The sequence below is a fragment of the Pseudocitrobacter sp. 73 genome, from assembly GCF_008369545.1.
In the GTDB taxonomy this organism is placed as follows: Bacteria; Pseudomonadota; Gammaproteobacteria; order Enterobacterales; family Enterobacteriaceae; genus Pseudocitrobacter; species Pseudocitrobacter vendiensis.
The window spans coordinates 90,257-111,998 of sequence record NZ_VTZO01000010.1; the positions used below are offsets into that span (position 1 = coordinate 90,257).

A 21,742-nucleotide genomic window follows, 5' to 3' on the forward strand; every position below is an offset into this window, starting at 1 on the left:
CTGGCAAGGCTTACAGGGGATGGACTATGGATTATATGGCATTGGTTTATTCTCAAGGAGAGAATGAACATGAAGTTTGTAAATGGCAAAATAAATATCTTTTGAAACGCGATCTTTTGAAATTATTTATTTGGAAATTTTCAGTTGTTGTTAGCAAATCGTGCTGTTTAATTAGCGATTGATGCGATTTAATGATGAATAAAATAAATGCATTAGCTTTGAACAAATATTCATAACGAGGATGAACGGGAGGGAATGTGCGCGCTGATGCCCTCACCCCGGCCCTCTCCCACGGGGAGAGGGAGAAAACCGGTGCAGAACTGTTCCCTCTCCCTCAGGGAGAGGGTTAGGGTGAGGGGGAGTTACTTAATCCCGTCTGCCGCCAGACGCTGACGAATGTGCGCCGCACGTTCCTGCGATGCCGGGTGATCGTCGAACATGGAACTCTGACGACCGTCTTCCAGTTTCGCCAGTTTTTCAAAGCTGGTGGCAAGGCCGGTTGGGTTGATCCCGCGTTTACGCAGCAGGTCATAAGAGTAATCATCCGCTTCGGATTCCTGGCGCTGTGTAAACTGGGCGTTGACCAGTTTTTCACCCAAATCGCCTAATTGAGACTGGGAAAGACTGCCGACAATTCCACCTGCCGAAGCCGCCGCGGCGCGCAAGGCATTTGTGCCAATGGCCACCTGCATTCCTTTTTTCACGTGACCTAATGCAACGTGACCCATTTCGTGACCAATAACAGCTTCAACTTCATTATCGTTCATCAAGTCCATCAATCCGCTGTAAACGCGGATGCAGCCATTTGCCATGGCGAAAGCGTTGACGTCTTTGGCGACGTACACTTTGTAGTTTACCGGTTGACCGTTGATGTCATTGCCCAATGCCGCGGCGATTTTATTCAGGCGTACTGTGTACTCGCTACTGGCCGGAGCGATGGTTGCTTTACTGTCCATATCCTTACAGGCCTGATCGCTTAACGACTGTACCTGCTCATCACTCAGCGAAAAGGCCTGAAAGGCACCCGCGCCGGAGTTTAACATGCCGTTTGAATCCATATTCTGACAGCCGCTCAGCAGCAGTGAAGCGCCCAGAGCCAGCACGATTGTGCGTGTTTTCATGATGTTTACCGAACTCGCTTATCGATATAAATGTGTAAAAGTGCTCCAGGTAAACGGAGCGGGATTGTAGCTAAGTATAAAGAAAATCCTTAAAGATGAGCGAGAGGTTTGCACAGAGTGTGCCCTGTTCCGGAGATTTCTGAAGCGGCAAAAGGATGGTCCATGTACATGACTTGTCGCTTGGGTTACATTGTTGGCACTTTTTTCTGGCGTAGCCCATAACGCGCGGTCGTCAAGTCGTTAAGGGGCATAGCCTTCAACAGTCCGAACTGGAGTCAAAATGTCCTCACGTAAAGAGCTTGCTAATGCTATTCGTGCGCTGAGCATGGACGCAGTACAGAAAGCCAAATCCGGTCACCCGGGTGCCCCGATGGGTATGGCTGACATTGCCGAAGTCCTGTGGCGTGATTTCATGAACCACAACCCACAGAACCCTTCCTGGGCTGACCGTGACCGCTTCGTGCTGTCCAACGGCCACGGCTCCATGCTGATCTACAGCCTGCTGCACCTCACAGGTTACGATCTGCCGATGGAAGAATTGAAAAACTTCCGTCAACTGCACTCCAAAACTCCGGGTCACCCGGAAGTGGGCTACACCGCCGGTGTAGAAACCACTACGGGTCCGCTGGGTCAGGGTATTGCGAATGCGGTCGGTATGGCGATTGCAGAAAAAACGCTGGCGGCGCAGTTCAACCGTCCGGGCCACGACATCGTTGACCACTTCACCTATGCGTTCATGGGCGACGGTTGCATGATGGAAGGTATCTCTCACGAGGTATGTTCTCTGGCAGGTACCCTGAAACTGGGCAAACTGGTTGCGTTCTACGATGACAACGGTATCTCTATCGATGGTCACGTTGAAGGCTGGTTCACCGACGATACCGCTAAACGTTTTGAAGCTTACGGCTGGCACGTTGTTCGCGGTGTTGATGGCCACGATGCTGATTCCATCAAACGCGCAGTAGAAGAAGCGCGCGCAGTGACTGACAAACCGTCCCTGCTGATGTGCAAAACCATTATCGGTTTCGGTTCGCCGAACAAAGCCGGTACCCATGACTCCCATGGTGCGCCGCTGGGCGACGCTGAAATCGCGCTGACCCGCGAAAAACTGGGCTGGAAATACGCGCCGTTCGAAATCCCGTCTGAAATTTACGCGCAGTGGGATGCGAAAGAAGCAGGTCAGGCCAAAGAATCTGCCTGGAATGATAAATTCGCTGCCTACGCGAAAGCCTTCCCGCAGGAAGCTGCTGAATTCACCCGTCGTATGAAAGGCGAAATGCCGTCTGACTTCGATGCGAAAGCCAACGAATTCATCGCAAAACTGCAGGCTAACCCGGCGAAAATCGCCAGCCGTAAAGCGTCTCAGAATGCGATTGAAGCGTTCGGCCCGCTGCTGCCGGAATTCCTCGGCGGCTCCGCTGACCTGGCTCCGTCTAACCTGACCCTGTGGTCTGGTTCTAAGCCTATCAACGAAGATACTGCCGGTAACTACATCCATTACGGTGTACGTGAATTCGGTATGACCGCGATCGCCAACGGTATCTCCCTGCACGGTGGTTTCCTGCCGTACACCTCTACCTTCCTGATGTTCGTTGAATACGCGCGTAATGCCGTTCGTATGGCTGCGCTGATGAAACAGCGTCAGGTGATGGTTTATACCCACGACTCCATCGGTCTGGGCGAAGATGGCCCGACTCACCAGCCGGTTGAGCAGGTCGCTTCTCTGCGCGTGACCCCGAACATGTCCACATGGCGTCCATGTGACCAGGTTGAATCCGCGGTTGCGTGGAAATATGGCGTTGAGCGTCAGGACGGCCCGACTGCGCTGATCCTTTCCCGTCAGAACCTGGCGCAGCAGGAACGTACTGAAGAGCAACTGGCAAACATCGCGCGCGGCGGTTATGTGCTGAAAGACTGTGCCGGCCAGCCGGAACTGATCTTCATCGCAACCGGTTCTGAAGTTGAACTGGCCGTAGCGGCATACGAAAAACTGACTGCCGAAGGCGTGAAAGCGCGCGTGGTTTCCATGCCGTCTACTGACGCATTCGACAAGCAGGATGCGGCTTACCGTGAATCTGTACTGCCGAAAGCCGTTTCCGCACGCGTTGCTGTGGAAGCCGGTATCGCAGACTACTGGTTCAAATACGTTGGCCTGAACGGCGCGATCGTCGGCATGACCACCTTCGGTGAGTCTGCGCCGGCAGAGCTGCTGTTTGAAGAGTTCGGCTTCACCGTTGACAACGTTGTTGCGAAAGCAAAAGCGCTGCTGTAATCGGTTAGATACTTGTGAGAAGGGCCGCGAAAGCGGCCCTTTTTTATTTCGTCGATATAAACGGCACCGTTGCACCCGGAATCATGGTATCCGGCAGTTTACCGTTCCAGCGTTCAGCAGTCGTTAGCGCGATGAGATTCGGGTTATCGCGCAGCGCTTCTCCTCTCCGCGCAGACGAATGGCTTCTGCTTCTGCTGCCCCTTTTAAACGAATGGTCTCTGCTTCGGCTTTGGTTGAGGCCAGCTTACTTTCGGCTTCTGCCTGCGCCTGGGTGATGGCTATCTGCGCCTGGATTTTTTCGGTCTCCAGATTTTGCTTACGGGTGGCAATGGCGACTTCCGCCTTCATCCTGTCTTCAATCGATTTTTCATAAGCGTCGGAAAAATCGATATTTTCAATTTGTACCCCATCGATAACTACCGGGCCAATGACGGCTTTACGCATCGCGTTTTGCAGATCCTGCACCAGCTTTGTACGATCCTGTACCGCGCTGATGGCGGTGTACTGACCAAATACGTTTTCCAGCTGTGTAGGAAGCTGGCGGACAATCAGCCTGTCTTTAAGTGCGTCAATAGTGTTGTAGGTGGTGTAGACCGCGCCAGCTTCTGAAGGCGGAATATGGAAGCTGACGGATACGGTCATTTGCGCGGGCTGTTGATCGCGACTGTAAGCCTGAAGCCCCTGATAAACCACGGCCTGATTACGAGTGGAGATCTTTTCCACGCTTTCGATAAACGGGATTTTAAACCCGAGACCCGGCTCGGCGACTTTCACAATTTTTCCATAACGCAAGAGAATACCGCGTTCACCTTCGTTGACGGTGTACCAGGAGAGAAGCATCAGGAAAAGAATAATGAGTCCCGAAAAGGTGATGAATACAATTTTTTGGGGCTGAAAAGGTAACTTTAGGGCAGGCGCTTTCATGGCTTTCATCCGTGAGTTAAAAACCGGACGATGGCATAAGAAGTGTGGGGATTGAAGCGCACCAATGCACTTTCAGAATTCATAAAGGGAAGCCCGGCCGGTGGTAAAACGACCGGGCACTCCCTTTTTACTCCACTTTAAGTGTTAAATGATCATAACCCCGTAACCGGTTTTTTTCCTCCGGCTCGCCCATGGCGTTGCACAGATGCGGCAGCCACGGCGCGGGAATCGGTAATTCCTCTGCTGAAGGGTTGTAAAGCCGCACCAGCGTTTGCCCGTACAGCACGTCTACGCCGCTAACGATGAATCCTTCTGGTAGCGCGTTCAGAATTTTCAACCGTGCCATTTCCTGCCGCGGAATATGCAGATCAAAATTATCCAGTCGATGCAGACAGCTACGATCGTGCTGCCATTGCCAGAGTACCGGCGAGAAGCTGTAGTGTTGCTGACGAATGGCAAGCTGTGCAGGCGAGAGCCCTGCCAGGCAGAGTGCAAATTCAAAATGCAGCTTACCAATGAGGTTGCCTTCGGGTGTTGCCATCCGCTGCCCGGAGGCGCGACCCGGACGATAAAGCAGATCATCTTTGCCAAGATTGCCGGTGCCGCGAAACAGCGTCACCCGCAACTCCTGCCCGTGATATTCATACTCTTTCAGGCCACGTGCAAAAAAATGGAAATCAGGATGCGCGCTAAGCTGGTGCATAAACGGTTCGATATCGACAGGCATTTCGGCAAACCCCGCCGCGCTGTTGATGGCCTGGTTTTCGCGCGCGATTGAACCGAAAGGCACGTCGGCGTTTACCGCTCTGATCACTTTTCCGCTGTTAAAACGCAGCTGCAGGCGATGCTCGCGTACCTGATTATCGACGCTCATGGCAAAACGGATGATGTCGTCTTCGAGCGTAACGATCAGTTCTACGGCGACAGATCGTGTGTTTTCACTACGCGTGCGGCGATCGTCGTTCAGCGCTTCCGGCAAAGTGAGCGTGGCGCGAAGGTGCATCTCCTGATGTGCCGGATGAAGGCGTATCGCCACGCGCTGAAATGCCGAAAAGAGCAGACCGTCGTCGCCGGGAAGAGGAGAGAAATCATAAAGATCGCCATCGTCACTGATGTCGTGAAGATGCAGAAGCGGCTCCAGCACGCGGCCCTGAATTTTGTCCTCCAGCCGCAATGCGTTGCGGTGCAGGCTCAGGCGATAGTACGCATTTTCAATCGCTGTCGCTTCCGGCGTGCTGACGAGCAAAGGCTGTGGCGCAGAAGCTGGAGCAACGAAGAATAGCGCCAGACTCAGCGGCGGAACGGGCGCATTAAGGATATCCACCACATTTTCGTAGTACCACGCCTGCTGTTCGGTTTCGACTTCGCCATCCGGGGTGAGTAACACGTGACGCGGGCGCTGAATTTTCTGCTGCTGACGTAAGACAACCTGCAGCGGCTGACCTGTTTTATCCAGTACGCTGAAATTGGGTTGCGGCGTGATGAGCGTTTGGTGACGCACCGTGACGGTTGGGCTACTGGTGCCGTTGCTGAGCAGGAAGCGATAGTTTTTGTCTGGTGCGAGATTCGCCAGAATCTGACGCGCGTGGAGGCTGTAAATCGCTTCGCCAATCTGTTGCGCCTGGCGGCAGCGGTGAAGGATGTCGCGGTTGGTTTCGTCACTGTTGCAGCCGCCCATGCTGTCGTGAGCGTGACTTTCCAGCAGCCAGCGCCACGCCTGTTCAAGAAGTGCGTCGCCGTGGGCGATGCCGTTCAAACGTGCGATTGCCAGCATCGGTTCCGCCAGACGGGTCAGGACCTCTTCGGCATCGAAATTGGCTTTTTTGATGTCGTAGCGTGACGAGCCAATGCTTTTGTGCACGCGGGCAAGGCGTGGGATACGAAACTCTCCGCGCCAGTGCGCTAACGTTTTGCCCTCTAATGTGGCAAAGAAGCGTTCATAGCTGCTCACTTCCCAGCGATCGTGACTGTGATGGTTGATCTCCTCAATAAGCCTTTCGAAATCTGCGTCGCAACTGACCTGATCGCCGCCGATCGGGCAGAGAAGATCTGCCGATGTCGTCAAAGTTTTCATTCGCGCGATCAACGGGAAGGTCTCTTCATCCAGATGGTGGCGAGAGAAATTTCGCCAGCGACCGCCGCGTTCCGGGTGCGCCAGTGAATAGCCGAACGGCGTGATGACGGTGGTTACGCTGTCGCCATTCAGCGCCTCCCAGTTGAGCTCTGTTGGGCCCATCACGTCGGGGTCATAACCGCGCCGCAGCAAAATGGCGGGCAGGCCAAACGCGCGAGCAATTTGAGGAAGCTGCGCGTGGCTGCCAAAGGTATCGGGCAAATAAAGCACCTGCATGCAATAACCCGCCTGATTCGCATGATGAATGCCGATGCGCAGATTACGGAACAGTGACTCGGTGCTGATGTTGAACAGGTCTGGTTGTGTGTACCAAGGGCCAATCAACAACCGCTTTTGTGCCACCAATGCCTGAGCGCGTTGAGCCATTTCGGGCCTGAGGCGAACGAAATCATCGAAAATGGAGCTTTGTCCATCAAGATGAAAAACGAAACGCGGGTTGTTCTCCAGCGCGTCGATTAACTCGCTGAATGCCTTAAGGGCAAACAGCTGCGTATCGAGCGTGGAGAAATACCATTCGCGGTCCCAGTGGGTGTGCGATACCGCGTGGATGGTGCGGGCGTCGCTCATGCGGTTTCTCCCAGGTGGAAATGCAATTGATATTCAGCGTGAATATCTTCCTCATACCACATCGGGAAATTGGTGCCCCAGATGTTGTTGTAAAGCTGGCCGTAGAGGCTGGTGCTGGTTTGCGGGTGATCGTTAAAGCAAAGTACGCGCGGTTCGAACAGTGCCAGCAGCGGGGCGTCAATGGGTTCCAGCGTCCAGTTCGGGGTGCTGGCTGACTCCACGGCGTGCAGGTTGCGGTTGCCATTTTTAATGATGTTATGCCAGTTCAGCGGGTAGCCCAGCTTGTCGCACTGGCTGTGTTGTGTCTCGGCAAGGCCGAGTTGCAGCCAGATCTCCTCCGGCAAGCGGTTGGCCTGTTTGCCAAAAATCGAGACGCGCAGGGTGACATCGTGGTGGCTTTTACTGAAACGGTATTCGGTCCGGATTTCCTCCGGCAGACGGATGATCATGCTGTTGTCCGCCATCGGGCGTGTTATCGCCAGTAAATACCAGGCCTCATCGTCTTCACGCCAGCGGGCCTGGTGTAGCGCAAAATCCGCCTGTTGTGTGGTGACAGGGCGCGAATAGAGCTCCATGCCTGGTTTGGTGAAATCGGAGAGCGACCAGACGGAGGTCACCTCCATGTTTTGCATATAGCGCGCGCGGAACTGGTCATACTCCTGATAACCCACCTGACGGTAAATCAGCCGTCCAAGGGGAGCCTGAAGCTGTTCAGCTTCGCGTATCTGCAGCGAGGTCAGGCTACCATCCTGCGCCAAAGAGAGGGTGTAATCACCAAAGCGGAACAGGCGAGAAGCCGTGACTTCACCCTCCACAGCAACGGGAATGGGCTGGCTTGCCTGCACCAGCGTGTCGGGAAGATGGGTAAACGCGCTCTCCAGATAGTTTCTCTGCTCCTGCCACGACCGGGCAAAATGGCGATAACCCCGAATTTTACGGTGCGGAAGTTTATCGACAAACTGCTGAATAAATGCGTATTTCTCAGGCATCGGTTCGGTCACGTTATCGGCCTTACGCGCGCAATCAAACTCCTCGGGCAGGTAGTGGTTGTAATCGCCAAGATGCAGTTTGAGATCCATACCCCAGGTATGCTCCGGGATCATCAGCAGCGCATCCAGCGCCTGCGGATTGGGCTGCGGCAGTTGTGCAAGCAGGGTTGTCACCCGACGGTAGCGGCTGACTTTTGCCGGGTCGGTGCCGATTCCGTGATTCCAGGTGTCACCCATTTCGGCCTCAATCACCGGTAGCATGTGACGCACGGTTTCCAGCCGCGCGGCGAAGTTATCGAGCGTGGAGGCGCTGACTTCCGCCTCCGGATAGCGCTCCCGGTAGCGGTCGATAAGCTGCAATACATAGCTTGCCGAGGGTGGCGAGCAGTTATCTTCTGCATGGCAGAAGACCAACAGCTCATCCAGCACTTCGCACCAGGTTTCATTGCCATAGCCGCCGAAGGAGTAGTTAACGATCAGACTCTTGTCGCCATATTTCCACAGGAACAGCGGCGGCACGTCGGGTGGGCAGGATGCCGGGTTAACGCCAAGATGCAGATAACTAACGCCCGCATCAGCAAGCCAGGGAATCAGCGTTTGAGGATGGCCAGGAACGTCGGTCATTTTCGCGGCGATGGTGTGACGTCCGAAACGCGCATCCAGCGCCTGACTGTATGAAAGACCGTGTTGTAACAGCTGCGGTGTCAGCAGTTCGCTGTGGGTGGTGAACGGCAGCGCATGCCAGACAATATCGCCCTGCTTAATTGCCTCGACAAGCCTCTCCTGAGACGCGCGATCCGCCTTCTGGAAATAGCGCTGAATGAGCCAGGAGCCGCAGCTCCAGATAAAGTTTTTTTGCCCGTCGCGGTTCACCTGCTGGGCAAGATTGATGACCGACGGAATAAACTCATTCAGGTATTTATCTTCAATCACCTGCGCAAAATCGGTGAAACCGATGTCCAGATGTGTTTTATAGATAATGTGTACGCGTTTCATTTTTCACTCCCTGAAAATGGGGTTGGTAATCAACTGGGCTGTCTGTTCGCGATTAACCCGTAAAAAAGCAAATGTGCTGTCGCTGCAATCGACGTCCTGATTGATATGGCCGTTACGGTTGTTGAGCAGATAGATTTTCTTCTGCGTGTAAAGCATGACCTGGTTGTCGGGGCGGGTATCGAGATTGACCTGAAGCACATGGCTGTTCGTGGTTTCGCCAATACCGACGTCGCCCATGACAAAACGGTTTAGCCGGGTTTCACTGTCGCTATGCAGATAACTTTGCCCACGTTCAAGGCCACGCAAGATATCCTCGCGCTCGGCGCTTTGCGTCAGTACGCTGATGCGCGGCAGGATCTGATCTTTCTCTTTATGAAAATCGCTACCTGCGGTAACCGGTACTTTGATGCCGTCGTACAGCAACTGTAACCAGTACTGGAAGGTCATCTCATTGCCGGTGGCATCCCATGGGCCATTCCATAGCTCCAGCCAGTCGTGGCCGCGAAACGGCAGCATCCAGGGGCAGTAGTGGCAGAAAGGGTGATTGATGCCGATGCGTGCGCCGTTGCGGCGAGCCTCGTCCATTTTGGCCGTGATATCTTGCTCGCTAAAATGCGGAAGAAAGCGTTCCACGGGCTGGGTCAGACCAAGAAAGTTAACGTGCCCGCGATCGGTGGTGAGTTCCATGCCGGGAATTAGCGTCAGCGGCGCGTTCATTCCGGCAATCACCCGGTTCTGTGAGGTGGTGTTGTGATCGGTCAGACACAGGAAATCGAAGTTCAGTCCCATCGCGCGCTCAATTAATGCCTCCACGGAAAGCTTGCCATCGCTGTGTTCCGAGTGGACATGCGTATCGCCCGTCAGCCATCGAGCCGTTTTGCGCTGCAAAGTGATATCGATATCGATGCGGCATTCGCCACGAATTTTGTACAGACCGAGCAGCACCGACCAGGTGCCTTTGCTGATGGGCGTTCGGAGGTAGCCCGGCGTGGCGAATGATTCGCTGATAACCAACTCCTTTCTCGCGCCGCCGCTCCAGCCAATGATCTCATCACCGCGTGCGAGGCCCAGATCCACCACATTTCCTTCGCTAAAACGGTAGCTGATAATCAGCTTATCGACCTCGCCGTCCACTTCGAAGGTAACGGGCATGAGCTGTTTCTCATCGTAAGGATGGGCAACAACACTTTGGTGCAGAGTAGTGGATTCCATTACGCTTCCCCCAGCAGTTCTTTGCAGTCGCCGGCAATCATCACCACTTCCGCGCCGTAAATAACCTGCAGGCCTTTTTCACTGACGTGGACGACGCCTTTCGCACGCAGGCTTTTTTTCCAGACGTCGTCGCTGGCGACGCGAGCCGGGTCAATGACCTCGACGCGGAGTCGGGATATACAGTTATCGAACTGCGAAATATTTTGTGGGCCACCCAGGGCATCAATAATCTGCTGGGCAAAAAGGGTGCTTTGCGGCGTGCTGGCATTCGCTTTGTCTTTAAAGTCTTGCTTACTGAACAGCCTGACGCCTTCGTCTGCGGCGGCGTCCTCTTCGCGGCCTGGGGTCATCACGTTAAAGCGCGTAATCAGATAGCGGAATAAAAAATAGTAAACGGCGAAGAAGAGCGGGGTCAGCCACAGATAACCCCACATATCGAGTTTATCCGGCTGAAGCAGTACAGGAAGAATGTCTTTCAGACAGCCGCCATATACGGAAATATTCGCCATTTCTGACAAGACAAAAATCAGGCCAGTTAGTGGTACGTGCACAAAGTAGAACAGCCATGGCGCGACGAACAAAAAGGTGTATTCAATGGGCTCGGTAATGCCAAACAGCATCATGGTTGCGACGACGGGGAGCAGTAAGCCGGCGACCACTTTTTTATGACTTGAGCGTGAACAGTGGTACATCGCCAGGGCGGCACCCGGCAGTGCACCGAAGTGAATCACCACGCGGCCAGACTGAAAACCGCGTACCAGTAGCTCGTGCGAGGATTCACAACCCAACTGCGCCATATAAATATTGGTGGTACCGCTGACCAGGTTACCGCAAATTTCCATCGAGCCGCCGAGTTCGGTCAGGCGGATAGGTGTCGTGATAAGGTGGTGCAGCCCTACGGGGAGAAGCGATTTATCAGCAATCGCCCAGATAAAGGTGCCGAACAGACCGGAATCGCCGATCATTTTACTGAAATGCGCCAGCATCCAGCCAATGGGGGGCCAGATAAAATAGAGCGCCACGCCCATCAACGCCCCAACAACCAGCGTAACAATGGGTACCGTACGCGTACCGGCAAAGAATGAAAGCACCAGCGGTAGCTTCACGTTATACAGACGATTGTGCAGCCAGGCGGTGGTCAGGCCAACCGCCATCCCGCCAAAAACGCTCATGCGATAGGTGAACATGCCCAGTTCGGTGGTATAGATTGAAGCTTTCTGTACGGCCGCTACCGGGTCCATGTGCTGCTGAGTGATAAACCAGTCTGCGGTGGTAGTCTGCGCGCTGATGCCCTGGGAATCCAACAGTGTGTTGAGGATATAGTGCATCGCCATAAAGCACACTGCGCCAGAAAACGCGGCCCAGGCTTTCTCTTTCTTTGCCAGCCCGAAAGCGACGCCGATGGAGAAAAAGAGCGGAAGATTGCGAAATACGACATCGCCAGTGGCTTTCATGACGCTAAAGGCGATGTATCCAGGCGAACCTTTGCTGATGAGCGAGGAGAGATGCAACGCTGCAAGGGTTTCTGTATTCGTGAAGGCGCTGCCAAAGCCCATAAACATGGAGCCAATGGTGATAATTGATATAGGGACCAGCATGGCCTGGCCAATCATTTGCATCTGCTGCTTCATAAATTATCCTTGTGAATATATCTTCCGATGATAAATCGGCTGAATTCCTCTGTTTTTATTTGCGGCCTTCTGGATTTTTATATTTATATTGCAAATGTTATTAGCGTATTTTTTATTGATGACGCTAATAATTATTAGTTACCACGCAGGCCGCATGGCTGCAGTGTTTATTTAAAAACGAACGGGAAGTTTATCACTGTAAAAATGGGATTGTGTGACAGGGGCGACGATAAATAAATATTGAAGATATCTATGATTAGTGCGTATTTATTTATCGCAAAGAAAAGCTCCGCCGAAGCGGGGCTAGTCAAGGTACAACGTTAGCCAGTTTCAAATTAAGAATAGCGGTACGGAATTTCTCCTTCGCTTAGCGTGTAAATAACGCGATGAACCGGAGAGGGGTGTAAATCATTATGTATCATTGACGATACTGTTATATGAAGTACAACCATCAACATAGCGAATTTCAGAATATCCATACCGCAAATCCTGCTTGAAGCGGCAAGCGTCAGCGGCTATCCTGGACATCTCTGGTGTCATGGATCACCCCCGTAGTTTGCCTGTTTTTATACCGCAACGACGGGGGTTTTCTTTTTTCAGTGCAAGGAGCCGCACGGAAAAAGTCCCCGCGCCGTTGCACCTGTCGATGATTCACGCATCGACGAGCAAATTTTACCCTTCATTTCGCCTCATCACTCATTCAAAGATAGTCTAAATCCGTACCCGGTCTTTATTCCATCGCCCGACACGTTCTGGCATAACGCTGCTAATTATTCCTGTAGAAATGTGATGTATGTCAGATTCCTGGTGCGTTTGTCTGGACAATCATTCCTTTTATTCCAGGTTTCGCTTATTCTGGCTGAAGCGTTTCAGTCGATGAAGTGTTCGACATTTGACCAATCAGTCACTGTTTGTGGCAGGTAAGGTTTCCCGGAATGATTTGCTGCATTACTCTGTCAGCCACATTGCTTTGGGATGACCTTGCAGGAGACCTATGACCGTACGCGTAGCGATTAATGGCTTCGGTCGCATTGGGCGTAACGTGGTTCGTGCTTTGTATGAATCCGGACGCCGTGCGGAAATCACCGTGGTGGCAATCAATGAACTGGCGGATGCTGCGGGCATCGCGCATTTGTTGAAATATGACACCAGCCATGGCCGTTTTGCCTGGGACGTTCGCCAGGAACGGGAACAGCTGTTTGTTGGCGACGACAGCATTCGTCTTCTGCACGAGCGCGAGATTAACGCGCTGCCCTGGCGTGAACTGTCGGTGGATGTGGTGCTTGATTGTACCGGTGTGTACGGTAGTCGAGCGGACGGCGAAGCGCATATCGCCGCAGGCGCGAAGAAGGTGCTCTTTTCACATCCCGGTAGCAACGACCTCGACGCCACGGTGGTTTATGGCGTGAACCATGACGCGTTACGCCCCGAACACCGAATTGTCTCCAATGCCTCCTGTACCACGAATTGCATAATCCCCATCATAAAACTGTTGGATGATGCCTGGGGCATTGAGTCGGGGACGGTGACGACGATTCACTCCGCGATGCACGATCAACAGGTGATTGACGCCTATCATCCGGACCTGCGCCGCACGCGTGCCGCGAGTCAGTCGATCATTCCCGTTGATACAAAGCTTGCCGCAGGAATTACGCGTATTTTCCCGCAGTTTAATGACCGATTCGAAGCGATTGCGGTGCGTGTACCAACCATTAACGTCACGGCAATCGACCTGAGCGTAACGGTGAAAAATCCGGTAAACGCTAATGAAGTCAACAAGTTGCTGCAAAAAGCAGCACGGGATGCATTTCATGGTATAGTTGACTATACGGAATTACCGTTGGTCTCAACAGATTTTAACCACGATCCGCACAGTGCCATTGTCGATGGCACCCAAACGCGGGTGAGTGGGGCGCATCTGATCAAAACACTGGTCTGGTGCGATAACGAATGGGGCTTTGCTAACCGAATGCTCGACACCACGTTAGCGATGGCCGCACAAGGTTTCAGGTAGGACGCGAATGCGTCTGCAAAACTTTATGAATCAACGAGAGGATTCACCATGTCTGTAATTAAGATGACCGATCTGGATCTTGCTGGTAAACGTGTTTTTATCCGTGCGGATCTGAACGTACCAGTTAAAGAAGGGAAAGTAACCAGCGACGCGCGTATCCGTGCTTCCCTGCCGACCATCGAACTGGCCCTGAAACAAGGCGCGAAAGTGATGGTAACCTCCCACCTGGGTCGTCCGACCGAAGGCGAGTACAACGAAGAATTCTCTCTGCTGCCGGTTGTTAATTACCTGAAAGATAAATTGTCTGCTCCGGTACGTCTGGTTAAAGATTACCTGGATGGCGTTGAAGTTGCTGCAGGTGAACTGGTTGTTCTGGAAAACGTTCGCTTCAACAAAGGCGAGAAAAAAGACGACGAAGCACTGTCCAAAAAATACGCTGCGCTGTGCGACGTATTCGTAATGGATGCTTTCGGTACTGCTCACCGTGCGCAGGCTTCTACTCACGGTATCGGCAAATTCGCTGACGTTGCGTGCGCAGGCCCGCTGCTGGCTGCTGAACTGGACGCGCTGGGTAAAGCACTGAAAGAACCGGCTCGCCCGATGGTGGCTATCGTGGGTGGTTCTAAAGTTTCCACCAAACTGACCGTTCTGGACTCTCTGTCTAAAATCGCTGACCAACTGATCGTTGGTGGTGGTATCGCGAACACCTTCGTTGCCGCTCAAGGCCACAACGTCGGTAAATCTCTGTATGAAGCTGACCTGGTTGATGAAGCCAAACGTCTGCTGACCACCTGTGACATTCCGGTTCCAACTGATGTACGCGTAGCAACTGAGTTCTCCGAAACTGCGGCAGCGACTCTGAAATCCGTATCTGACGTGAAAGAAGACGAGCAGATCCTGGATATCGGCGATGCATCTGCACAGCAGCTGGCTGAAATTCTGAAAAACGCGAAAACCATCCTGTGGAATGGTCCGGTTGGCGTGTTCGAATTCCCGAACTTCCGTAAAGGTACTGAAATCGTGGCGAACGCTATCGCAGACAGCGAAGCATTCTCCATCGCAGGCGGCGGCGACACTCTGGCTGCTATCGACCTGTTCGGTATCTCTGACAAAATCTCCTACATCTCCACTGGCGGCGGCGCATTCCTCGAATTCGTGGAAGGCAAAGTACTGCCAGCAGTTGCAATGCTCGAAGAGCGCGCTAAGAAGTAATGTTTGAGCAGGCGGGGAAACCCGCCTGTTTTTCGCGCGCTACATAGCTCGCACTTCTTTTTCTAACGGCCGAAGATACAGATAGGACTCGTAAACATGTCTAAAATTTTTGATTTCGTAAAACCTGGTGTTATCACTGGTGATGACGTTCAGAAAGTGTTCCAGGTAGCAAAAGAAAATAACTTTGCACTGCCAGCAGTAAACTGCGTGGGCACCGACTCCATCAACGCCGTTCTGGAAACCGCTGCAAAAGTTAAAGCACCGGTTATCGTTCAGTTCTCCAACGGTGGCGCAGCATTCATCGCGGGTAAAGGCGTGAAAACTGACGTTCCTCAGGGCGCAGCTATCATGGGCGCTATCTCTGGCGCGCATCACGTTCACCAGATGGCAGAGCACTACGGTGTGCCGGTTATTCTGCACACTGACCACTGCGCGAAAAAACTGCTGCCGTGGATCGACGGCCTGCTGGACGCGGGTGAAAAACACTTCGCTGCTACCGGCAAACCGCTGTTCTCTTCTCACATGATCGACCTGTCCGAAGAGTCTCTGCACGAGAACATCGAAATCTGCTCCAAATACCTGGCGCGTATGTCCAAAATGGGCATGACGCTGGAAATCGAACTGGGTTGCACCGGTGGTGAAGAAGATGGCGTGGACAACAGCCACATGGACGCGTCTGCACTGTACACTCAGCCGGAAGACGTTGACTACGCGTACACTGAACTGAGCAAAATCAGCCCGCGTTTCACCATCGCCGCTTCCTTCGGTAACGTACACGGCGTATACAAACCAGGTAACGTGGTTCTGACCCCGACTATCCTGCGTGATTCTCAGGACTATGTTTCTAAGAAACACAACCTGCCGCACAACAGCCTGAACTTCGTCTTCCACGGCGGTTCCGGTTCTTCTGCTCAGGAAATCAAAGATTCCGTAAGCTACGGCGTAGTGAAAATGAACATCGATACCGATACCCAATGGGCAACCTGGGAAGGTATTCTGAACTACTACAAAACCAACGAAGCTTACCTGCAGGGCCAGCTGGGCAACCCGAAAGGCGAAGACCAGCCGAACAAAAAATACTACGATCCGCGCGTATGGCTGCGCGCTGGCCAGACCAGCATGAGCGCGCGTCTGGAGCAGGCTTTCAAAGAACTGAACGCGGTTGACGTTCTGTAATTTGAGGCAACATGATTGATAAAAGGCTTCCTCCGGGAAGCCTTTTTTTGATTAAAGAACAGATCGTTAGACTGAAATGCAGGTGCCTTTTTTTCCTGCAAGTATTTGTGGCGCATCTTTCAGCGCACCAATAAACGCTGCATTTCCTGTTTGCTTTACAAACTGAATGACCGCAGCGGCTTTTGGCCCCATCGCTCCATCCGGTGCGGCGAACGGGGCCAGTTCCGCAGGGGTAACGTGACGTAAAGCGCGGGCCTGTGGCGTACCCCACTTTTCATACACCGCATCGGCATCGGTCAAAATGAGCAGATGGTCGGCGTTGATTGCCTGAGCCAGCACAGCCGCGGTCAAATCTTTATCAATGACGGCTTCGATTCCCTGATAGCCGCCCTCTTTTGCAATGACCGGAATCCCGCCGCCCCCGCAGCAAATCACCAGATGCCCGTCATCCATTAGCGTGCGGATCGCCTCGCTATCGATAATTTTCAACGGGGTGGGGGAAGCAACCACGCGGCGAATATACTGGCCATCTGCCTTCATTTGCCAGCCATAGCGCGCCTGCAGTTCTGCCTGCTGCTCTGGTGGATATACGGGCCCGATGTATTTGCCTGGCGATGCAAAGGCATCGTCATTCGGATCAACTTCTACGCGAGTCATCAGCGTGGTGATCGGTGCGCTGCTGTTGGCCGTGAGCTCCTGGGCAATCGCAAAGCCAATCATCCCCTGGCTCTCGGCAACCAGGATATCCAGCGGCCAGGCAGGCGCATCCTGATAGGCGGCATTCTGCAACGCCAGCAGACCAACCTGCGGGCCATTGCCGTGAACGATCACCAACTGATAATCACGCTCCAGTTGCGCCACCATTTGGGAAAAGAGTTGAATGCTTTTCTGCTGATTTTCAGCGCTGAGGATCTCGCCACGCTGTAATAATGCATTACCACCAAGGGCAATGACCAGTTTCTTTTTCATTCTTGCCTCACATAATAGATGATGTCGCGCTCAATATAGTTTCTTCATTTCTATTCACTGTGATGGCGATAATGATTTAATTATCGCGAAAAATAACTTGTTAATCCTCGCCATTTTAATTGTTTTTATATAACTAAATTTAAAAGTGATTATTAGACTTTTTTTAATAATTATGCAGTGAGTTACCAGGAATTTATAACAATGGTTTTAGTGTGACTTTGCTCAAATGAAAACTGACTTAACCCCGATATGGTTAAGTCAGTTCAAACCTCACGCCTCCTGACAGAGGCATTCAGCGGTAATGATTACCGGGAGTTCACTTATGTCTGATTCATGTGAAGTGACTGATGTCACAAAAAGAAAAGGAATACCGGCCTGGTGGGTCACCGTATTCCTGTTCTGGTTGGGCTGGATTTTTATGTATGCCGACCGTACCGTTCTTAATCCGGTAATGGGCGAGCTGGAAAAAGAGTTTGGTTTAACAGGGACACAATTAGGTATTCTTAATTCAGTATTCTATTTTTCTTACGCCTTATTACAGGTGCCAGCAGGGATCCTTGGCGATAAAATTGGCAAGAAAAAAGTGTTGGTGCCCGGATTTATTTTGTTTGGCGTTTTTACTGCGGTAACGGGCTGGGCAAAAAGCTGGTACACATTACTTTTTGCTCGCGTGGTCACAGGCGCGGGCGAGGGAACCTATTATGGCCCGCAGTACGGCTTGTCTTCAGAGCAGATCCCGAAAAAATTCCGCTCGCTGGGAAGTGCGATCATCAACAGTGGTATGGCGTTTGGTATTGCGCTGGGCCTGATGACCTCAAGCTGGCTGGTTTACGATCAGGGCCATTCCTGGAGGATGCCGTTCTATGCTATGGCGGTGCCGTCGGTTCTTGTTGGTCTGGCTATTTGGTTCTTTGTCAAAGAGAAGAAACGCACAACAGAAGTTGACGGTAAGCCAATTAAAAAAGGGAAATTTAGCGACCTGCTGAAGAACCGTAATTTAATTCTTACCTACATCATGGTGTTTTGTAGCTTGTTTGGTTTCTTCGTTATCCTGACCTGGCTGCCTTACTATTTACAAAGTGAGCGTGGTATCGCCGGTAGTGAAACAGGATTTATTTCATCACTGGTGGCGTGGATCTCCATTCCAGGCGCACTGTTATTCTCCAGCCTGTCAGATAAATTAGGTAAACGGAAACCATTAATCATGTTCCTGGTGCCCGTTGCCATTCTCAGCATGCTTTCCATCGTTTGGATGCCGAATATGACTGGCGTCATTGTTGCCCTGTGTATTTATGGTTTGGTGGGCAAACTGGCGCTTGATCCGGTATTGGTTGCGCTGGTGGCTGACAGCGTGGATGAAAATAATTACAGCACCGCTTTTGGCTTATTTAATTTCATCGGCATGAGTTCATCTATTCTTGCGCCGATTATCGCCGGTGCGGCACGAGATATGACCGGAAGTCTGGCCTCCAGTTTTTATGTTTCAGCCGTTCTATTGGCTATTGGTCTGGTCGCCATGCTGTTTTTAAAAGAAAAACGTACATAAGAGGTAGCGGTAATGATTTACGCCTTTATTAAAAAGGGAAGTTTTCAGGACTCCGTCAGCCTGATGATTATTTCCCGCAAATTGAGTGAACGTCCGGAAGTGGATCAGGTATCGGTAATGATGGGTACGCCGGCGAATAAATCGATGCTTGAATCGACCGGTTTCTGGCATGACGACTTCGCTGAAGCCACACCTAACGACATCTGTGTGGCGGTACGTACTGAAACAGAACAACCGGCGATTATGGATTTAATCCGTGAGCAACTGGAGAAAGAACTCAGCGCTATTGCCAGCGCATCAGGCAGCTCACAACAACTGCTGAAAGCCCGCCGTTGGGAAAGCGCATGTCAGAAATTACCGCAGGCTAATCTGTTGCTGGTCTCGGTGGCAGGGGAGTACGCCGCCTCGGTGGCAAAAGAGGGGCTGCAGGCAGGTAAAAACGTGATGTTGTTTTCCGATAACGTCCCGCTGGCGCAAGAGTTGGAACTGAAAACGCTGGCGCGTGAACGCGGGCTTATCGTTATGGGGCCAGACTGCGGTACAGCGATGATTGCCGGGAGCCCGCTGGCGTTCGCTAACGTACTGCCGGAAGGGGGCATCGGTGTGATTGGCGCCTCGGGGACGGGCATTCAGGAGATCACCTCGCAGGTGGCCTTGCATCAACAGGGCATCAGTCATGCGATTGGCTTAGGCGGGCGAGACTTAAGTGCCGATATTGGCGGCCTCAGCGCATTGACCGCGCTTGAGATGCTGGCCTCTGATGAGGCGACTCAGGTGATTGCCTTTGTCTCGAAACCTCCATCACCACAGGTTCGCACGCGGATCATCGCGGCGATGCAGAACGTCGGGAAACCCGTCGTCGCGCTCTTTCTTGGCAGTAAGCCGGAACAGCACCGGGAAGGAAACGTCTGGCTGGCGAACTCGTTGTCTGAAGCCGCGCGCCTGGCGGTATTGCTGATGCGCGTCGCGCGGCAGCGGCAGATTCAACCGGAAGTGGCGGGCAAAGGTATTTACGGGCTGTATGCCGGAGGAACCCTGGCGGCGGAAGCGGCGATGCTGCTCTCTGCGGGGTTAAATGTGCCGGTGAGTGAAAGCCATGCGCAAGGCGTGATGCTGGACGCTGGTGGTCACCGGATTGTTGACCTCGGGGATGACAGTTACACCCTCGGCAGGCCACATCCGATGATTGACCCGACTACCCGCAGTATTGAAATCGAAAAACTGGCCGCACAGCCGGATGTTGGCGTGCTGCTGCTGGATGTGGTGCTCGGTTACGGAGCATGTGAAGACCCAGCGGGAGCGGTGGTTCAGACGCTGGAACAGGTACGCGCACGCCGTGCCGCGCCGTTGGTCACTATCGCCACGCTGACGGGCACCGAAGGCGATCCGCAGGGTCGCACCGCACAAAGCGAAAAACTTCGTGAAGCGGGCGTTGCGGTCGTCGAGACCCTGGAAGAGGCGATTCTGCTCGCCATTAGCCTGACGCATCACCAGGAAAGCCATTCGGCAGAAAAACGCTACCCGCTGCTGGACGGCGTGCAGGTCATCAACGCCGGTTTACGCAGTTTCGCGCTGGATCTGCAAAGCAGCGGCACACCTGTTGTGCACTATCAGTGGGCGCCTGTTGCCGGCGGCAACGCGCATCTGGCCAGTCTTCTCAAACAGTTACATTAAGTTAGAGGTACGGATATGTATTCATCAATTGCACAGGCTAACGAAGCCATCATTGAACGCATCAAAGCTGCCCGACCGCACTGGGTTGCCGTTCGACCCGCGAAAGAGGCGGTCGTCACGCTCGCATCAGGCCGCAAACTGCTTCACGCGGGGCCGCCCATTGCATGGGAAGAGATGACCGGGCCGATGCGTGGCGCATGTATTGGCGCGTCACTGTTTGAGGGCTGGGCTGCAACGGAAGAAGAGGCGGTCCGTTTGCTAGGACAGGGCGAGGTAGAATTCATCCCTTGTCATCATGTTGGCGCCGTGGGGCCGATGGGGGGAATCACCTCTGCGAATATGCCGGTTCTGGTGGTGAAAGATACGGTCCACGGTAACCATGCTTGCTGCAATCTGAACGAAGGCATTGGCAAGGTGATGCGCTTTGGTGCCTACGGCGACGACGTCCAGCAACGTTTGCGCTGGATGCGCGATACGCTGGCGCCGGTACTTCAGGATGCGATTAGCAAACTGGATAATGGCATCGATCTTACCGCGCTAATGGCGCAGGCCATCACCATGGGCGATGAATTCCATCAGCGTAATATCGCTGCCTCTTCACTCCTGCTGCGCACGTTATCTCCGGTGATCGCGGGCCTGGCTCGCCCTAAAGCCGAAGTGATTGAGGTATTACAGTTCCTCAGCGTGACCGATCAGTTCTTCCTGAATCTGGCGATGGCCTACAGCAAGGCGGTGATGGACGCCGCGGCAGTGATTAAAGCGGGCTCGGTGGTCACCGCGATGACGCGTAATGGTCGCGAATTCGGTATTCGCGTGAGCGGCACGGGCGATCGCTGGTTTACCGCGCCGGTAAACACGCCGCAGGGGCTATTCTTCACCGGCTACAGCCAGGCGGACGCTAACCCGGATATTGGTGACAGCGCGATCACTGAAACGCTCGGTATTGGCGGTGCGGCGATGATTGCTGCACCGGGCGTAACCCGCTTTGTTGGCGCTGGCGGAATGGGTGCTGCGCTGGAGACATCGGAAGAAATGGCGGAGATCTATCTCGATCACAACCCGCTGTTCCAGATCCCCTCCTGGGATTTTAAAGGCGCGTGCCTGGGGCTGGATATCCGCCGCGTTGTAGAAACGGGCATCACGCCGTTGATTAATACCGGCATTGCGCACCGCGAGGCGGGAATTGGCCAGGTTGGCGCGGGCACCGTACGTGCGCCGCTGCTTTGCTTCGAGAAAGCGCTGGAAGCGCTGGCGGAGCTGCACCACATCACTGCGTAACAAGAGAAGGGGCGGCAGTGCCGCCCC

General features: G+C 53.2%; 13 protein-coding genes and 1 pseudogene. 7 read left to right on the forward strand and 7 right to left on the reverse strand.

Going from position 1 to position 21,742, the window contains the following annotated elements; all coding sequences use genetic code 11:
• Positions 1 to 362 precede the first annotated feature (362 nt).
• Positions 363 to 1,121 carry a M48 family metallopeptidase gene (locus F0Q32_RS12195; RefSeq protein WP_149463270.1) on the reverse strand — a complete coding sequence of 253 codons (759 nt, stop codon included), beginning with the start codon at positions 1,119 to 1,121 and terminating at the stop codon, positions 363 to 365.
• Between the two features lie 280 nt (positions 1,122 to 1,401).
• Between F0Q32_RS12195 and tkt the strand changes: the two genes are divergently transcribed.
• Positions 1,402 to 3,393 (forward strand): transketolase, encoded by a 1,992-nt coding sequence (gene tkt, locus F0Q32_RS12205; RefSeq protein WP_149463271.1) that lies wholly within the window; start codon positions 1,402 to 1,404, stop codon positions 3,391 to 3,393.
• A 43-nt stretch (positions 3,394 to 3,436) separates the two neighbouring features.
• On the opposite strand, the pseudogene F0Q32_RS12210 reads toward tkt, so the two are convergent.
• From F0Q32_RS12210 to F0Q32_RS12230, 5 genes and pseudogenes are all read right to left on the reverse strand, one after another.
• Positions 3,437 to 4,317 (reverse strand): annotated as a pseudogene (locus F0Q32_RS12210) (SPFH domain-containing protein).
• 127 nt (positions 4,318 to 4,444) lie between these two features.
• Positions 4,445 to 7,018 carry a hypothetical protein gene (locus tag F0Q32_RS12215; protein WP_149463272.1) on the reverse strand — a complete coding sequence of 858 codons (2,574 nt, stop codon included), beginning with the start codon at positions 7,016 to 7,018 and terminating at the stop codon, positions 4,445 to 4,447.
• On the reverse strand, positions 7,015 to 9,003 hold the full coding sequence (locus F0Q32_RS12220; protein WP_149463273.1) for a DUF5054 domain-containing protein: 1,989 nt from the start codon (positions 9,001 to 9,003) through the stop codon (positions 7,015 to 7,017). The genes F0Q32_RS12215 and F0Q32_RS12220 overlap by 4 nt, the downstream gene beginning before the upstream one ends.
• A gap of 3 nt (positions 9,004 to 9,006) precedes the next feature.
• Entirely contained in the window at positions 9,007 to 10,215 is a 1,209-nt protein-coding gene (locus F0Q32_RS12225) for a CehA/McbA family metallohydrolase (RefSeq protein WP_149463274.1), read from the reverse strand.
• Positions 10,215 to 11,846 carry a PTS transporter subunit EIIC gene (locus tag F0Q32_RS12230; RefSeq protein WP_149463275.1) on the reverse strand — a complete coding sequence of 544 codons (1,632 nt, stop codon included), beginning with the start codon at positions 11,844 to 11,846 and terminating at the stop codon, positions 10,215 to 10,217. The genes F0Q32_RS12225 and F0Q32_RS12230 overlap by 1 nt, the downstream gene beginning before the upstream one ends.
• Positions 11,847 to 12,840: 994 nt before the next feature.
• Here F0Q32_RS12230 and epd point away from each other — a divergent pair.
• The 3 genes from epd to fbaA all read left to right on the forward strand — a co-directional run bounded on the left by epd (position 12,841) and on the right by fbaA (position 16,248).
• Positions 12,841 to 13,860: an erythrose-4-phosphate dehydrogenase gene (gene epd / locus F0Q32_RS12235; RefSeq protein WP_149463276.1), complete on the forward strand. Its 1,020-nt coding sequence runs from the start codon at positions 12,841 to 12,843 to the stop codon at positions 13,858 to 13,860.
• A 48-nt stretch (positions 13,861 to 13,908) separates the two neighbouring features.
• Positions 13,909 to 15,072: a phosphoglycerate kinase gene (gene pgk / locus F0Q32_RS12240; RefSeq protein ID WP_149463277.1), complete on the forward strand. Its 1,164-nt coding sequence runs from the start codon at positions 13,909 to 13,911 to the stop codon at positions 15,070 to 15,072.
• A 96-nt stretch (positions 15,073 to 15,168) separates the two neighbouring features.
• Positions 15,169 to 16,248, forward strand: coding sequence for a class II fructose-bisphosphate aldolase (gene fbaA, locus F0Q32_RS12245; RefSeq protein WP_149463278.1), 1,080 nt, complete (start codon positions 15,169 to 15,171; stop codon positions 16,246 to 16,248).
• A gap of 66 nt (positions 16,249 to 16,314) precedes the next feature.
• Here fbaA and F0Q32_RS12250 read toward each other — a convergent pair whose 3' ends face one another.
• On the reverse strand, positions 16,315 to 17,217 hold the full coding sequence (locus F0Q32_RS12250) for a carbamate kinase (protein ID WP_149463279.1): 903 nt from the start codon (positions 17,215 to 17,217) through the stop codon (positions 16,315 to 16,317).
• Positions 17,218 to 17,539: 322 nt separating this feature from the next.
• Between F0Q32_RS12250 and F0Q32_RS12255 the strand changes: the two genes are divergently transcribed.
• The 3 genes from F0Q32_RS12255 to F0Q32_RS12265 are packed head-to-tail and all read left to right on the forward strand — an operon-like array spanning position 17,540 to position 21,715.
• On the forward strand, positions 17,540 to 18,763 hold the full coding sequence (locus tag F0Q32_RS12255) for an MFS transporter (RefSeq protein WP_149463280.1): 1,224 nt from the start codon (positions 17,540 to 17,542) through the stop codon (positions 18,761 to 18,763).
• A gap of 12 nt (positions 18,764 to 18,775) precedes the next feature.
• Positions 18,776 to 20,437 (forward strand): acyl-CoA synthetase FdrA, encoded by a 1,662-nt coding sequence (locus F0Q32_RS12260; RefSeq protein WP_149463281.1) that lies wholly within the window; start codon positions 18,776 to 18,778, stop codon positions 20,435 to 20,437.
• Positions 20,438 to 20,452: 15 nt separating this feature from the next.
• Entirely contained in the window at positions 20,453 to 21,715 is a 1,263-nt protein-coding gene (locus F0Q32_RS12265) for a DUF1116 domain-containing protein (RefSeq protein ID WP_149463282.1), read from the forward strand.
• Positions 21,716 to 21,742: the final 27 nt, after the last annotated feature.

Excerpts from the sequence above, each read along its gene's own strand:
- epd (WP_149463276.1), top strand. The coding sequence starts at position 12,841 with ATGACCGTACGCGTAGCGATTAATGGCTTCGGTCGCATTGGGCGTAAC.
- F0Q32_RS12255 (WP_149463280.1), top strand. The coding sequence starts at position 17,540 with ATGTCTGATTCATGTGAAGTGACTGATGTCACAAAAAGAAAAGGAATA.
- F0Q32_RS12250 (WP_149463279.1), bottom strand. The coding sequence starts at position 17,217 with ATGAAAAAGAAACTGGTCATTGCCCTTGGTGGTAATGCATTATTACAG.
- F0Q32_RS12215 (WP_149463272.1), bottom strand. The coding sequence starts at position 7,018 with ATGAGCGACGCCCGCACCATCCACGCGGTATCGCACACCCACTGGGAC.
- F0Q32_RS12230 (WP_149463275.1), bottom strand. The coding sequence starts at position 11,846 with ATGAAGCAGCAGATGCAAATGATTGGCCAGGCCATGCTGGTCCCTATA.
- tkt (WP_149463271.1), top strand. The coding sequence starts at position 1,402 with ATGTCCTCACGTAAAGAGCTTGCTAATGCTATTCGTGCGCTGAGCATG.
- pgk (WP_149463277.1), top strand. The coding sequence starts at position 13,909 with ATGTCTGTAATTAAGATGACCGATCTGGATCTTGCTGGTAAACGTGTT.
- F0Q32_RS12225 (WP_149463274.1), bottom strand. The coding sequence starts at position 10,215 with ATGGAATCCACTACTCTGCACCAAAGTGTTGTTGCCCATCCTTACGAT.
- F0Q32_RS12260 (WP_149463281.1), top strand. The coding sequence starts at position 18,776 with ATGATTTACGCCTTTATTAAAAAGGGAAGTTTTCAGGACTCCGTCAGC.
- F0Q32_RS12265 (WP_149463282.1), top strand. The coding sequence starts at position 20,453 with ATGTATTCATCAATTGCACAGGCTAACGAAGCCATCATTGAACGCATC.
- F0Q32_RS12220 (WP_149463273.1), bottom strand. The coding sequence starts at position 9,003 with ATGAAACGCGTACACATTATCTATAAAACACATCTGGACATCGGTTTC.
- F0Q32_RS12195 (WP_149463270.1), bottom strand. The coding sequence starts at position 1,121 with ATGAAAACACGCACAATCGTGCTGGCTCTGGGCGCTTCACTGCTGCTG.
- fbaA (WP_149463278.1), top strand. The coding sequence starts at position 15,169 with ATGTCTAAAATTTTTGATTTCGTAAAACCTGGTGTTATCACTGGTGAT.